Source organism: Wolbachia endosymbiont of Muscidifurax uniraptor, assembly GCF_054149795.1.
The window spans coordinates 905022-919926 of sequence record NZ_CP083727.1; the positions used below are offsets into that span (position 1 = coordinate 905022).

The window sequence follows — 14905 nt, forward strand, 5'->3', positions numbered from 1 at the left end:
GACAAAGAATCCCCGAGTTGGCTAGTCTTTTACTATCTCTGTCGAGTATTGGCATTTTTTGATGTCTTGTAACGCTTTATAAGCGCGTTCAGCTTATTTAGATAAAAATCTAGATGTAGATGAAGTTTTGTAAAGACATACAGTACCTATATACTGCAAAAAATTGAACATAAGACGCCGATACATTAAGTAATCCTTACCTTTTAATCTGCAGACTGGCGAAAGCAAATACAATAGCTTCAGTTTCATTGTAAGGGGGTTGGCGAAGGGTGTCAAGTAAGTTTTTTTGTTTCTGCGGGCTACCTGGTTTTTCTACTGAAATTTTGAAAAATGTAATCTACTCCTATATTCAAATATATCAAGCAGTAATTCAAAATCAGCCATTGCGCCTTTTGCGTTATTATACGCGAGATTGAGCAGCTCTTTGTCCTGATATAAATCAGCAAATTTAAATTCCATACATCCTGATTGTTTTGTGCCTAAAATATCTCCACTGCCTCTTAGCATCATATCCCTTTCAGCAATGTAAAATCCATCTTGTGACTCACACATGATCTTTAACTTTGAAGATGAGCTTTTACTTAAATTATCGTATAATAATACACAAAAAGATGGCTTGTTTCCTCGCCCTACTCTGCCTCTTAACTGATGCAATTGTGATAACCCAAATTGCTCTGCATTTTCTATAATCATGATGGTTGCATCTGGCACATCTATACCAACTTCTATCACAGTGGTTGCAACAAGCAGAGAAAATTCATTCCTTTTGAAGGAAAACATAACTTGATCTTTCTGCTCCTGAGTCAATTTTCCGTGTATTATCCCGACTTTATCAAGAAATGTTTTTTGTAATTCCTGAAAACGCATCTCTGCTGCAGCAATATTGGTCTCTTCGTTTTCTTCTATATATGGACAAATCCAATATGCTTTTTCGCCCCTGTTTATAGCACCTTTTAGCTTTTCAATAACATCTGGCACCCTACTAATGTTCATAGTTACAGTTTTTATTGGCAATCTGGATTTTGGTTTTTCTTTCAAAATTGAACATTCAACATCACCATACATAGCTTGCTGCAAGGTTCTTGGAATGGGAGTTGCAGTAACGAAAAGTATATCGGCATTTTCTCCTTTTCCTACCAAGCGATTTCTCTGCATCACTCCAAATCGCTGTTGCTCGTCTATGACTGCAAGCCCTAAATTTTTAAATGTAACGTTAGCTTGAAATAGTGCATGAGTGCCAATCACTATATTTAAAACACCACTTGCAAGTTCGTTCATGATAATCTTTCTTTCCTTGCGCGAAGTTTTACCAGTAAGCAGCGCAACTTTTATATCGGTACAGGATAAAACTTCCTCAATCCAATTATAATGTTGCTCCGCCAAGATAGTAGTCGGTGCCATTAGAGCTGCCTGCATGTTGTTTTCTACCACATTTATCATTGCAAAAAGTGCAACTACGGTTTTGCCACTACCAACATCACCTTGCAGCAAGCTTATCATGCGATACTTGGATTTTTGTCTCTCTGAGATCTCATCTATTGCACGAGTTTGATCATTTGTTAATTGAAACGACAATTCATTTAAAACTTGCTCTTTGTATTTACTCAATATTATAAATTCTCTTCCCCTTTCTTTCACATGATTTTTTCTTGCAAGTTTCAGCGCTAGCTGATACGCAAACAATTCATCATAAGCAAGCCTTTTTCTACAAACCTCAGCTTCCGCCAATGAGCTTGGTCTGTGCAACTTTATGATGCTTTCCCTCCAACTTAACCATTTTTTTTGCTTGATTAATGTATCATCTATCCACTCTGGTAAATCAGGCAATTCCTTTAGATTAGAGCTTATTATGTTCCCAATGCGCTTATTGGTAATGCCACGGCATAATTGGTAAACTGGCTCTATGCAAGCTATTTCTTTAAATTGGTTGATGTCAAGCGACACGTAATCTGGATGAGTAATTTGCCAATGTTCAGCAAATTTTTCGAGTTTGCCACTGATGATCACATTCGCTCCAATTGGAAATAGTTTATATAAATACTTAACTGAGTAATTAAAAAAGACTATGAATATATACTGACTCTCACTTTCAACGACTATTTTATATGGTCTACCTCTAAAAGTGGGCGACTGATGTTCATAAACTTTTGCAATGAAAGTTGTAAATTCTCCAACTCGAGCATCAGATAGTAACTTGCTTCTATCCACATAACTAAGTGGCTTATAAAACAGCAGATCCACCACCTTGTCCCCACCACAAAGTTTAGGTAATATTGCGGAATGAAATTTAGGTATATTCTCCAGCCTGCTATTTAGAAAAATCTGATTGCTCATTGAGATTCATACATGTGTAAAACTGTTATAGAGCCTTTTTAAAATCTTGTCACCTTATGGTCAGGTATGCACTATAGCTAGCACAGCTCTCTAACGTTATACCGCGATTCATTCGCGGTATCTCAGCCGCTAACACGTAACGGAATGACGAATTTGTTGTTTTTAAAATCGTCGGTAAGCCTAAGTTACCCCTAACTATATTTGCTATCATAGGGCTTATAGTAGGTATTTTATTAACTTATTAATCATTTTTATGTGTTATTATACCATTAGCAGTCTATATCAAGGTATTAATGATGAACAGCTCTACACCAAAAGAAAAGGAAAACCCAGTAGTTACATTAAGAGCTCAAGCAGAAAAGTTTGGTTTTATACCAATTCCCATTACAGGGCAAACAGATGGACAATGATGGAAGAAAAGCCATACTGAAGTAAGTAAAATAGCGAGGTTTAAATGGCATTAAGATCAAAATTATTGGATGAAAAAGTAGTAGAATCAGCAAAAGAAATGCTGAAGAAAGTAAGGAATAATGCATATGTTTCAAAAAAACTAAATGCTGTAATTGCAGCAAAAAAGTACAGTATAACGGCTGTAGCAAAAATATATTGCATTTCAAGAAGCGCACTAACTTCGTGGGTAAAACTCTTGAAAATTGGCAGAGAAGAAAAACTGTTTGCTCCTTCACAACGTCGTAGAAAAACTAAATTAAATCAGGCTCAACTACAGCAAATTGAAGAGTGGATAGAAGAAAATCCTAATATCACCATTAAAGAAATGAGAATAAGAATCCAGGAAAAGTTCGGATTAAATATCAGCAAATCTACAGTACACCGCCATATGCAAAAGATGAAATTCTCATATATTACACCAAGACCAGTTCATAATGGACAAGATAAAAGCAAACAAGAGGAATTCAAAAAAAAATCTCAATTGAGCTATTAGCAAGTATCCAGAAAAAGAGCTATTTTTCTTTGATGAATCACGGTTTGGCACACATTCAAAAGTTGGACATGGGTGGTTTAAAAAGGGGATTAGAACACAGGTTAAAACAAAATTAGGTAGGCAAAATTTCTATCTCTATAGTGCAGTTAATCCTAGAAATGGAGAGAGTTCTAGCTTATTTGCACCAAATGTCAACACTGATTGCATGAACATATTTCTTGAGCAAATTTCGCAATATCTAGAAACACGAGAGGCTTTTCTCGTTATGGACTGTGCTAGTTGGCATAGGTCAAAAAATTTAAAGGTACCTAAAAATATCGACATTATATACCTACCTCCATACTCACCTGAGCTAAATCCTGTTGAGAGGCTTTGGTTATATATAAAACAGAACATTTTGCGCAATAAAATATACGATACAATTGCTCTACTTGAGGGTGCTTTGTGCAAATTTATTACTTCTCTTGCCAGCTCCACAACTAAACAACTCTGCAATGTTTCCTATTTGACTGGACAACAATGAGAATTGGTATAATTAGCCAACCACGGGGCTTCTTTTGCCTTTTTTTCTGTTTAGTAAATTTCTTAAATATTTATGGCTAAACGACAATCGTCATCCCTGTAAAGGTCAAGTATCCCGCTACGTGTTAGCGGCTAAGAGATACCCGGCGGTATGACGGTTCGTGATGGCATGACGATAAGGTTCCAGTGTCAAGCGTTTGGCATGCAAATTTCCTTAAACGTTCGTAAGCTTAAAACTTTACTTTAGATCAAACTGCTGTATAGTGACTTTATGGCTTCAATTTTGTAATGAATATACCTAGTATAGAAAATTGTGATCTTCACAATAAAACCGTCTTACTCAGAGTTGATTTCAATGTTCCTATAAAAGATGGAGAAATTCGTGACGTCACTCGTATTTTGAGAGCATTGCCTACTATTCAGTATTTAGTGAATGCGAGTGCAAAGATTATTATTATATCGCATTTTGGACGCCCAAAGGCTAGAGACAATAATCTGTCGCTAAAAAATATAATTGACACTTTATCACAGTTACTAAATAAAAAAGTGAAATTCATTGATGATTGCGTTGGTGAAAAAGTGCAAAAAGCAGTGAGTGCTATGGATGCAGGAGATATAATATTACTAGAGAATCTAAGATTTTATGAAGGTGAAAAGGAGAATGATGCAAACTTTGCCAGACAATTAGCATCTCTGGCGGATACATATGTCAATGATGCATTTTCTTGCTCTCACAGAGCTCACGCTTCTATTTCACGCATTACAGAGTTTTTACCTTCCTACGCGGGATTTTGCTTGCAAGATGAGCTAAAGTATCTTGAAAAAGCTGTATCGTTTAAAGCTAAACCTATTACTGCGATAGCTGGGGGAGCCAAAATGTCAACTAAGATAAAAATGCTTATAAAGCTAACAGAAAAGGTTGATTACCTAGTTCTCGGAGGTGCAATTGCTAATAATTTTTTGTCATTTAGCAAAGTAAATATAGGGAAATCTTTCTTTCAAAATGGTGTTGACGACCTTCTGCATAATATTCTTGAAACAGCAAATAAAAACAATTGCAAAATAGTTGTGCCAGAAGACGTTCTGGTTGCAGTAAACTCTGATTACAGCACTAGTATTTCAAGAAGAACTGAGTCCATTTTGGACGGTGATATAATTTTGGATATCGGACCACAAACTTTGAGTACAATAAGCAGTATAATAGCAAGCAGTAAGACTCTGCTGTGGAATGGACCTATTGGTGTTTTTGAACATTCAGCTTTTGCAAGTGGTACAATAGGGGTAATGAAAATCGTAAGTGACTTAACGCACAAAGGAAAGTTAACCAGCATAATAGGGGGAGGCGATAGTCTATCTGCAATAAGTGCTGCAGGCTTTACCGATAAGGATTTTACATATGCTTCCACTGGTGGAGGAGCATTTTTAGATTGGTTAAGTGGCGATGAAATGCCGGGAGTTGCTGCTCTGCAAAAATGATTAGATTAAAACTTTTTTAAATTATTTCTTATAGGCTAGCTTTTTTGTGAACGTGATTATGTCGAAGACAGTTAAACTAATTTTGTGTTTAATGATACCAATAATAGGATTTATTTTTTATATTAGGGATCATTATTTTCACACTGACTATGTAGAAGAAAATAATTTTGAACCATTTTTCAGTTCACAACCAGCCACCATTTCCAGAATTAACTGACTTCGATAGAGGAGTGTTGAAAGTTTGTGGAGATTGGGGAGCGCATCCAGATAAAGAAGATTTCAAAATTTTACTTAGTTGTCTGCAGCATCAAGAAGTAGTGAAAGAAATATATGATGAGCTTGATCATCAAATTGTCACACCAGATGCGGATTTGGAGCTATTTAAAGATGAACTGGCTAACATTTGGTTTACAAATAGTGGAAGTGAAAAAGAAACTATAGGGTTTGGACATATTTTTTGTGGTGAGCCAAACGATAAATTAGGTGGCATGCATTTTGTAGGCAGATATGTTGAAGCTCAAGAAGATAAATGGGCAGGTGCGATTTGGAATCCTGTGCAATAAATCAGATATTAAGCCGCCAGTTTATACATTTGGAATGAAATATTTGGGCAAGGATGGAGAAGTGAAAGTTAAATGCCCAAATGGATATGCATATAACCTTCATGCCGATAATTTCTGCAACTAAGGCGTTTAAGGAATTGGGAAAAGATGGAATGTGCCTGTATAAAATGGAGGATGACAATTATCAATCAGTATTTATAAGAAAGAATGATGCTATACTCACGTTCTATCCTGACTTAACACCAAAATGTGATGATAAGAGCACTTATTGTAGTTGCAGTAAATCTTAATTTATTTTAGCCAAAGATATATACCAGCAATGATGCCGTTGATTTTATACTTCAAAAATCAGGTAACCCTTTCTTAGAGGTTGTCCGGAAACAAGTAAATTCAAGCATATTCCCTCTTTAACATAACCCTACTCATAGCTAGGTATATGAAATTCTCAGTGGATGTTGTGAGTAAATCATACTCCTTCGATAGCCTTCTATTCCTATTAACCCAAGCAAAAGTCCTTTCTACAACCCATCTTCTTGGCTGTACTTTAAACCCTTGTTCTCTTGTTGGTAGTAGCTCAGGTGGCGTATCTTTGTGCACCCAAAATCTACATGGAGGCCTTGTAACAATTTCAATATCTATGTCATATTCTTCCTTTATGTGATTCTTTAAATTTCTTCCTTGGTATCCCATGTCAGCCCACATTTTTTTAACTTTAGTATATTTTGTTCTCATATTGTTTAATGCTATTTTAATACCATCTCTATCATTTTCCTTAGCAGCGCCTACGTAACAACCTAGTATAAAACCCTGAGTGTCTGTAATTATATGCCTTTTTCTACCCTTTACTTTTTTACTTCCATCATAGCCTTTGATCCCCCCTTTTCTGTAGTCTTTACAGATTGACTATCTACTATACAGGCACTTGGCTGCTCATTCCTTCCTATTTTTCTTCTACTATATTTTGTAATTTCATAATTCATTTTCTCAAAAATTCCCTGCTTCTTCCATTGCCTGAACTGCTCATACACAGTCTTCCATAGCGGAAAATCATTTGGTAAATACCGCCATTGACACCCTGTACGCAATACATAGAAAATTGCTTCTAATATTTCTCTTTTGCTATACTTTGGCGGCCTTCCTCCTTTCTTGTATGATACTCTGAAGTGTTTTTCTATTCTTGCCTATTCCCTTTCGCTTAGATCTGTTGGATACTTTTTTCTCATCTTTACCCCGTACTAAAATTTCAGATATTATAGCCTTTTACTTGTTTCCGGACAACCTCTTAATAGTGACGTTGTTTGTTATAAAAAATTTCTATATATTCAAATATAGCAGTTTTGATATGCTGTTTAGAGTGCCGAGAGGTGTCTATTGGTAACTCCCTTTTTAGAGAACTGAAGAAGCTTTCCACAACAGAATTGTCGTAACAACAACCTTTATGACTCATCTATGTTTTTTATGGATAAGAGATATTGATAACCTTGCAAAGTATATTGTGAACCTTGATCACTATGTAATAGTAGATTTTTGGCAGGTTTACGCTTGTTAACGGCCATTAATAAAGGGTCCATAACCTATTGTTTATTTATTGAACTGCTCATTAACTACCATGCGTGAATATAGATCGATTATTGTTGCCAAATATAGCCATCCTTCTTTGGTTTTTATATAAATAATCCCATACTTTATTTGGTTGATCGACAATAAAGTTTTGGTCTAATATATTGGGAGCTACTGTCCGTTTGTTGTTTCTTAATTTTAAATTTTCTTCTCAATATAGCCTGAATACCATTTTTCTGCATAATACTTTGCACTGTTTTTAAGTTGCAACTTTTACCCAAAGCCTTTAATTCAGCATGAATTTTAGGAGCTCCATATCTACATTTAGAAGCTTGATATATTTTTTGAATATCTGCTAATAACTCTTTATTTGCTGATTCTCTACTGCTTATTTTCCTTGTAGTCCACTTATAGTAGCCACTAGCAGAAAACCCTACATAATTCCTGCACTTTATAGTGTTTACTATGCTCTTTTATGAAAAAATATTTTACTCTTTTTGACTGGCCAGGGCTTTTTTTAAAATGTCTCTTTCTCTTGTTACTTTTGCTAACTCTTTCTGTAAATCAAATCTCTCTTTGTCATAAGGTGCTACATCTGGAAATGCATTTGCCGCTGACTTTTTTTCGTTATATTTCTTCATCCATTTTCCTAATACACTATCCCTTATTCCTAGATCTCTTGCTACTTTTGCAACTGGTTGACCTACCTTTCTTTGTTCATTTGCCAGCTTAACAGCTTCCAATTTGAATTCTGCCGTATATTCTCTTGCCATTTCTAATCCTCCAAAATTTTATTTTACTCGAAAAAACTCCTTTCTTTCTCTCCACTTTTTCTGGGTAAGGTCAGTCTGTCCAGGTTCCAAGATCGGTGTCAAAAATTGCTCAAACCATCCATTAAAAACATCCATATTACAGTGGCCTTCAAAGGTTAACGGAACAACTATCTTTCTTCCACTTAAGGCTGCAACCATACTGATTCGTTGAGTTTTCTTTCCAGATTTTAAGGCATAAAACCGCTGTCCTTTCTGGCAATATCCTTAGGGGTAGTCTTCGGTGTTATCAATGCCAGACTCATCTATATACACTAAGTTTTTAGGTTCTTTTGTCGCTATAATTTTCAAAAATTCAGCACGTTTTTCTTCGTTTCTTTCCTTGTATCCATATGTCTTTTTTTGCGCGTAAATCCAATTTTTTTAAGGGCTCGATAGATCGTTTGGATACTAACGTTGTTCCAAAGTTTAGCCATTTCCGATAGAGTCTTTCCTCCGTGTTCTCTGGCAAATTTGGCAAAGGTACCCCAGTCGGTAATTTTGTGATTGTAACCCCCATTTCCAAGTTTTTTTGATTGAAAGTCTCCTGTTTCTTTTCTTCTTTGCTGCCACTCCCATAAAGTAGTTCGTCCAATCTTAAATCTTGCTGCCACTGTTTCTCTGCTTTCTCCTTCGTCTAGCGCTTCCATTGCTTTTTTTCTTAAATCATAACTATATGCTGCTGGCATTCAACCTCCTTATCATCATCTACCCTTATCCTACCACATCCGGACTTTTATGGAAAGAGCTATATTTTTATCAATTCTGCAATCATTTATCTTAATATTAAGTTTCTTAAACCTTCTTGATGCTTGTGAATAGCTGATAACTGCCAAATCTCTTCCTATTTGTTGCAAATACCCTTTTATAAACCCGACTGTTTGTCTTAAACCAATTCTAAAGAAACTGACGATTATATGCACCAAAATCACAACTTTATCACTATAAATATAGTTGCCGCCCTGCATTTTTGGACAATTCTCGTACCAATTTTCTATGGCGTCATTGATATAACAAAAAATGCTTCCTCTTTCTTGGAGAAATTTGTTATATTCATGGCAGTTACTGACTCTCATTTTTTGTGGCATATTTTTTCTTCAACAGTTAAATGGCTATTTATAATGAATTTTGTCAGTAACTGCCAGTTCTTTTCACTTGAGCGATGCAACAAAGCCATCCCAGTGTCACGCACTGGGATGACAAGAAGAGGGTACTTGAATAAGAGGCATTGCCCTCCTGGTAGACTCAAATTGCAATGTTCGTGTAGTTATGGATTCATTCGCGGTATCTCATCCGCTAACAAGCAGCGGAATGACGAGGTCTTTCGATAGTAAATCTTACCTATGTTAGCTATACCAAAAAATCAAGAGTAAAAAAGTCGTGTAACTCTATTTATTCATTAATAAAATCTTTGTCTTCTCCTAAAAATTAGTTAAAATGTAGGATATTTTGTGTTATTAAGTTAGCACTTGACTTAACTTTAGTTGTTACTTAGACTGCTAAAGTGGAATTTTAATTTTTTTTACGAGGACAATTATGCATTATAAAAAGTTTTTTTCAGCAGCCGCTTTAGCAACGTTGCTAAGTTTATCAAACTCTGCTTTTTCAGATCCTGTTGGTCCAATAAGTGATGAAGAAACTAGCTACTACGTTCGTTTGCAATACAACGGTGAAATTTTACCTCTTTTCACAAAAGTTGATGGTATTACCTATAAGAAAGGCAATAGTGATTACAGTCCATTGAAAGCGTCTTTTATAGCTGGTGGTGGTGCGTTTGGTTACAAAATGGACGACATCAGGGTTGATGTTGAAGGAGTTTATTCATACCTAAACAAAAATGATGTTACAGATGCAAAATTTACGCCAGATGCTATTGCAGACAGTTTAACAGCAATTTCAGGACTAGTTAACGTTTATTACGATATAGCAATTGAAGATATGCCTATCACTCCATATGTTGGTGTTGGCGTTGGTACAGCGTATATTAGCACACCTTTGGCAACTGCTGTGAGTAGTCAAAATGGTAAATTTGCTTTTGCTGGTCAAGCAAGAGCTGGTGTTAGTTACGATGTAACTCCAGAAGTCAAACTTTACGCTGGAGCTCGCTATTTCGGTTCTTATGGTGCTAACTTTGATAAAACTGACAAAGACGGCAAAGGGGAACTCAAAGTTCTTTACAGCACTGTTGGTGCAGAAGCTGGAGTAGCGTTTAATTTCTAGTCTATCTCAATCTTGTTATCCCAGTGGGTTTTTTCTTGTCATCCAAGTAGCATGACACTGGGATCTAGAAAAAAGAAATGTGGATTCCAGTGGGCTTTGTTGCATAGCAACTGAAAAATCTGGTGGCTACTGACAAAATTCATTATAAATAGCGATTTAACTGTTGAAGAAAAAATATGCCACAAAAAATGAGGGTCAGTAACCATAGCGAATATAACAAATTTCTAGAAAAAAGAGGAAATATTTTTCATTATACCAACGAAGCCATAGAAAAGTGGTACGAGAATGGTCCAAAAATACCAGGTGGCAACAATATTTATAGCGATAAAGTTGTAATTTTGGTGCACATAATAACTTGTTTATTTAGAATAGGCCTGAGGCAAACAGTTGGGTTTATAGCAGGATACCTTGAGCAAATTGGGAAAAATTTGCAAGTTATCAGCTATTCACAATCATCAAGAAGGTTTAAGAAACTCAATATTAAGATCAATGATTGCAGAAAATAATATGGAAGATATCGAAATTGCTATAGACAGTACAGGAATTAGTATATACAACAACACTCCTGGTCATAGCAAAGAAAATAGCGAAGATAGAAAGTATCGCAGCTATGAACAGACAAGAAAATTGCATGTAATGTTGAATACAAACAGCAAAAAAGCCATAGCTGTAAAATACAGTAACGGTGTCTACTCTGATCACTATGGAGCTTGTGATTTGCTAAAAGAAGTCGATTTTCAGTATGTCATAAAAGTACTATATGCAGATAGGGCATATGACAGAGAAAAGCTCTATAAGCTGTGTAATCAATATGGTATAAAAACGAAAATTCCTCCGAAAAACAACGCAGCAGAGCATCCAAAATTGGATTATATGCTTGATAGAAATGCCGCTATTCAGTTAATGAAATTACATGGTGAGAATGGTATAAAAAGATGGAAAGAAGAAGTAAATTACGGAAAAAGATCGTATATTGAAGGATTTTTCTCAAGGTTGAAGCGAATATTTGGGTTTAGTTTTAGGAGCAAATCTGAAATTAATCGTGAGAAGGAACTGCTACTCAAGTGTTATTTGCTTAACAAATTTACTGAAATAGGCATGGCTAAGTTTGAGATAGCTTCATGAATTTATTGTACGTTACCTACTATCCGAAGAGCGATGCAACAAAGCCATTCCAGTGTCAGCTACTTTCATCTGCCACGCGAATTGCCTGCAAATTGCAATGTTCATACAGTTATGAGCTAGTGTACATAATTGCACATTGGTTTTACAAATTTGAAAATTAGTGTTAAATAAAAATATAAACGCAAAAGGAAAAGAAATGATTGAACTTAAAGGCCCAGAAATTTGTGCAGGCGGAAATAAGAAAAATTTGATTATTTTTTTACATGGTTGGGGCTCAAGTGGCGATAATTTTATTCACCTTGCCAAAGTTATGAGCAAGTTTTTACTGGGTTCATATTTTGCAGTACCCAATGCTCCGTTTGAGAGAGAAATAGGTGATGGTTATCAGTGGTTCAGTTTGGAAGATCGTAGTGAGGAAGCGCTATATAATGGAGTAAAAAATGCTACATCAATTGTAAATCATTTCATTGATACAAAATTAAAGGAGCTTAATTTAAAAGATACGCAACTTTCTTTAGTTGGATTTTCTCAAGGAGCAATGCTTGCAATACATACAGCTCTCACCCGCTCTCAATCCTGTGCATCAGTTGTTGCATACTCTGGTAGATTTCTTTCACCTTCAAAAACTGCACCAGAGATCAAGTCAAAACCTAACATATGTGTTATCCATGGTGATGCTGACGACGTGGTACCTTTTTCGTCCCTCGACTTAGCGGTTAAAGCTCTGAAAGAAAATGGAGTAAATGTTGAAGGACACCCAATTCATGCATTAGGGCATATTATTAATGAAGAGGGAATAAAATTAGGAGTAGAATTTATCAAGAAGAATTTTAAAAATTAATTTTCATGCACTTGTTTTGCTTTGGTTATGGATATGTAGCTAAATTTTTATCGAAAAAATTACTGAACTTAGGTTGGAAAGTCAGTGGCACATCAAGAAGTAAAAATATACAAGATGTAATCCTCTTTAATTATGAGAAAGTTAGTCAAGATCTGCTTAAAAGCGCAACGCACGTTTTAATTTCTATTCCTCCAGATGGTGATGATGTTGTGGAGAGATACGGTGATTGCCTGCAAAATGTTAAATGGCTTGGTTATTTGTCTGCAACTAGCGTCTATGGTGATCACTCTGGTAATTGGGTGGATGAGGAATCTGAAACAAGACCTATAGAAATCAGAGGAGAAAAGCGCCTTAAATCTGAAAAGAAGTGGCTAAATAGCAAACTGCCTGTACATATTTTTCGTTTAGCTGGAATATACGGCCCTAGTAGGAACGTGTTGATTGACTTGCAGCTTGGCAAAGCAAGAAATGTGAAAAAAGAAGGGCATTTTTTTTCTCGTATTCACGTTGAAGATATATCAAATATTTTATTTTCTTCCATGCAAAACATAAAACCTGGTGAAATATACAATTGTGCAGACGATTTACCCACTACACAATCTGAAGTGGTAATGTATGCTGCCAAACTTCTCAATGTTAGCCCTCCAGAGCCAATTGAGTTACCAGATTATGCACAGAGTTTTTATTTAGGATCAAAGAGAGTAAGTAATGTTAAAATTAAAAAAGATCTTAATGTCTCTCTAATTTATCCTAACTACAAGGTGGGATTAGAGAGTTTGCACGTAAACAAAACTGAAATCACATCAGAATGATAGATAGGCTTATTGTCACTGCCATTAAGTTAAGGAAAGAATGGTTAAAAACTGAACTAAAAAGTCAGAAATAATTAAGGATTTATGACAAATGCTGAAACAGAATAGAGTAAACTTTAAAGCAGATAAACTCTGAAGTGTAAATTACTTAAGAAATAGTGACCTTACCCAGAAAAAGTGGAGAGAAAGAAAAGAGTTTTTTTGGGTAAAATAAAATTTTGGAGGATTAGAAATGGTAAGAGAATATACGGCAGAATTCAAATTGGAAGCTGTTAAGCTGGCAAATGAACAAAGAAAGGTAGGTCAAACAATTACAAAAACAGCAAAGGATTTAGGAATAAAGGGTGGTTTATTAGGAAAATGGATAAAGAAACACAACGAAAAAAAGTCGGCAGCAGATGCATTTCCAGGTAGAGGTAACATGGCTCCTTACGACAAAGAGAGATTTGATTTACAGAAAGAGTTAGCAAAAGTAACAAGGGAAAGAGACATTTAAAAAAAAGCCCTGGCCAGTCAAAAAGAGTAAAATATTTTTTTATAAAAGAGCATAGTAACTGCTATAAAGTACAGGAATTATGTAGGATTTTCTGCTAGTTGCTACTATAAGTGGACCACAAGAAAAATAAGCAGTAGAGAATCAGCAAATAAAGAGCTACTCGAAGCTATTCAAAAAATATATCAAGTTTCTAAATGTAGATATGGAGCTCCTAAAATTCATGCTGAATTGAAGGCTTTGGGTAAAAGTTGCAATTTGAAAACGGTGCAAAGTATTATGCAGAAAAATGACATCAGGGCTATACTGAGAGGTTGTCCGGAAACAAGTAAAAGGCTATAATATCTGAAATTTTAGTACGGGGTAAAGATGAGAAAAAAGTATCCAACAGATCTAAGCGAAAGGGAATAGGCAAGAATAGAAAAACACTTCAGAGTATCATACAAGAAAGGAGGAAGGCCGCCAAAGTATAGCAAAAGAGAAATATTAGAAGCAATTTTCTATGTATTGCGTACAGGGTGTCAATGGCGGTATTTACCAAATGATTTTCCGCTATGGAAGACTGTGTATGAGCAGTTCAGGCAATGGAAGAAGCAGGGAATTTTTGAGAAAATGAATTATGAAATTACAAAATATAGTAGAAGAAAAATAGGAAGGAATGAGCAGCCAAGTGCCTGTATAGTAGATAGTCAATCTGTAAAGACTACAGAAAAGGGGGGATCAAAGGCTATGATGGAAGTAAAAAAGTAAAGGGTAGAAAAAGGCATATAATTACAGACACTCAGGGTTTTATACTAGGTTGTTACGTAGGCGCTGCTAACGAAAATGATAGAGATGGTATTAAAATAGCATTAAACAATATGAGAACAAAATATACTAAAGTTAAAAAAATGTGGGCTGACATGGGATACCAAGGAAGAAATTTAAAGAATCACATAAAGGAAGAATATGACATAGATATTGAAATTGTTACAAGGCCTCCATGTAGATTTTGGGTGCACAAAGATACGCCACCTGAGCTACTACCAACAAGAGAACAAGGGTTTAAAGTACAGCCAAGAAGATGGGTTGTAGAAAGGACTTTTGCTTGGGTTAATAGGAATAGAAGGCTATCGAAGGAGTATGATTTACTCACAACATCCACTGAGAATTTCATATACCTAGCTATGAGTAGGGTTATGTTAAAGAGGGAATATGCTTGAATTTA

The 14905-nt window shown here is 35.5% G+C and carries 10 protein-coding genes and 6 pseudogenes; 9 read left to right on the forward strand and 7 right to left on the reverse strand.

Annotated elements, in window-relative coordinates; translation table 11 throughout:
• Positions 1-312 precede the first annotated feature (312 nt).
• Positions 313-2334, reverse strand: coding sequence for an ATP-dependent DNA helicase RecG (gene recG, locus LA754_RS04595; RefSeq protein WP_209472617.1), 2022 nt, complete (start codon positions 2332-2334; stop codon positions 313-315).
• A 454-nt stretch (positions 2335-2788) separates the two neighbouring features.
• Between recG and LA754_RS04600 the strand changes: the two genes are divergently transcribed.
• The 3 genes and pseudogenes from LA754_RS04600 to LA754_RS04610 all read left to right on the forward strand — a co-directional run bounded on the left by LA754_RS04600 (position 2789) and on the right by LA754_RS04610 (position 6128).
• A protein-coding gene (locus LA754_RS04600; RefSeq protein WP_410530063.1) for an IS630 family transposase occupies positions 2789-3800 on the forward strand; the annotation gives its coding sequence in 2 pieces (ribosomal slippage) (positions 2789-3268 and positions 3270-3800; 1011 coding nt in all).
• Between the two features lie 287 nt (positions 3801-4087).
• Positions 4088-5275, forward strand: a complete 1188-nt coding sequence (locus tag LA754_RS04605) for a phosphoglycerate kinase (protein ID WP_457923613.1) — start codon at positions 4088-4090, stop codon at positions 5273-5275.
• A 58-nt stretch (positions 5276-5333) separates the two neighbouring features.
• Positions 5334-6128, forward strand: a pseudogene (locus tag LA754_RS04610) (EndoU domain-containing protein).
• A 100-nt stretch (positions 6129-6228) separates the two neighbouring features.
• Here the strand turns inward: LA754_RS04610 and LA754_RS04615 are convergent.
• The 5 genes and pseudogenes from LA754_RS04615 to LA754_RS04635 all read right to left on the reverse strand — a co-directional run bounded on the left by LA754_RS04615 (position 6229) and on the right by LA754_RS04635 (position 9456).
• Positions 6229-7013 (reverse strand): IS5 family transposase gene (locus LA754_RS04615; protein ID WP_457923730.1). Its coding sequence is split into 2 segments (ribosomal slippage): positions 6229-6692 and positions 6692-7013, totalling 786 coding nucleotides; the frame shifts between segments, so codons are not numbered across the junction.
• Positions 7014-7120: 107 nt separating this feature from the next.
• A pseudogene (locus LA754_RS04620) lies at positions 7121-8171 on the reverse strand (IS3 family transposase).
• Between the two features lie 72 nt (positions 8172-8243).
• Positions 8244-8896, reverse strand: a pseudogene (locus LA754_RS04625) (IS630 family transposase); the annotation flags it as partial.
• A 42-nt stretch (positions 8897-8938) separates the two neighbouring features.
• Positions 8939-9295, reverse strand: a pseudogene (locus tag LA754_RS04630) (transposase); the annotation flags it as partial.
• Positions 9280-9456 (reverse strand): hypothetical protein, encoded by a 177-nt coding sequence (locus LA754_RS04635; RefSeq protein WP_236514703.1) that lies wholly within the window; start codon positions 9454-9456, stop codon positions 9280-9282. The gene LA754_RS04635 and the pseudogene LA754_RS04630, both read right to left, overlap by 16 nt.
• Before the next feature lie 287 nt (positions 9457-9743).
• On the opposite strand from LA754_RS04635, the gene LA754_RS04640 reads away from it, so the two are divergent.
• Complete coding sequence (locus tag LA754_RS04640; protein ID WP_457923614.1) at positions 9744-10427, forward strand: P44/Msp2 family outer membrane protein; 684 nt, start codon at positions 9744-9746, stop codon at positions 10425-10427.
• A gap of 176 nt (positions 10428-10603) precedes the next feature.
• Positions 10604-11552, forward strand: a pseudogene (locus tag LA754_RS04645) (IS5 family transposase).
• A gap of 12 nt (positions 11553-11564) precedes the next feature.
• Here the strand turns inward: LA754_RS04645 and LA754_RS04650 are convergent.
• Positions 11565-11687, reverse strand: a complete 123-nt coding sequence (locus LA754_RS04650; protein WP_457923615.1) for a hypothetical protein — start codon at positions 11685-11687, stop codon at positions 11565-11567.
• Between the two features lie 61 nt (positions 11688-11748).
• Here LA754_RS04650 and LA754_RS04655 point away from each other — a divergent pair, with 61 nt between their 5' ends.
• The 4 genes and pseudogenes from LA754_RS04655 (at position 11749) to LA754_RS04670 (ending at position 14900) form a co-directional block, all read left to right on the forward strand.
• Positions 11749-12393, forward strand: a complete 645-nt coding sequence (locus LA754_RS04655; RefSeq protein ID WP_015589325.1) for an alpha/beta hydrolase — start codon at positions 11749-11751, stop codon at positions 12391-12393.
• 5 nt (positions 12394-12398) lie between these two features.
• Positions 12399-13205 carry an SDR family oxidoreductase gene (locus tag LA754_RS04660; RefSeq protein WP_077188304.1) on the forward strand — a complete coding sequence of 269 codons (807 nt, stop codon included), beginning with the start codon at positions 12399-12401 and terminating at the stop codon, positions 13203-13205.
• A gap of 232 nt (positions 13206-13437) precedes the next feature.
• Positions 13438-14010: pseudogene (locus tag LA754_RS04665) on the forward strand (IS3 family transposase); the annotation flags it as partial.
• A 105-nt stretch (positions 14011-14115) separates the two neighbouring features.
• A protein-coding gene (locus LA754_RS04670) for an IS5 family transposase (protein WP_238513981.1) occupies positions 14116-14900 on the forward strand; the annotation gives its coding sequence in 2 pieces (ribosomal slippage) (positions 14116-14437 and positions 14437-14900; 786 coding nt in all).
• Positions 14901-14905: the final 5 nt, after the last annotated feature.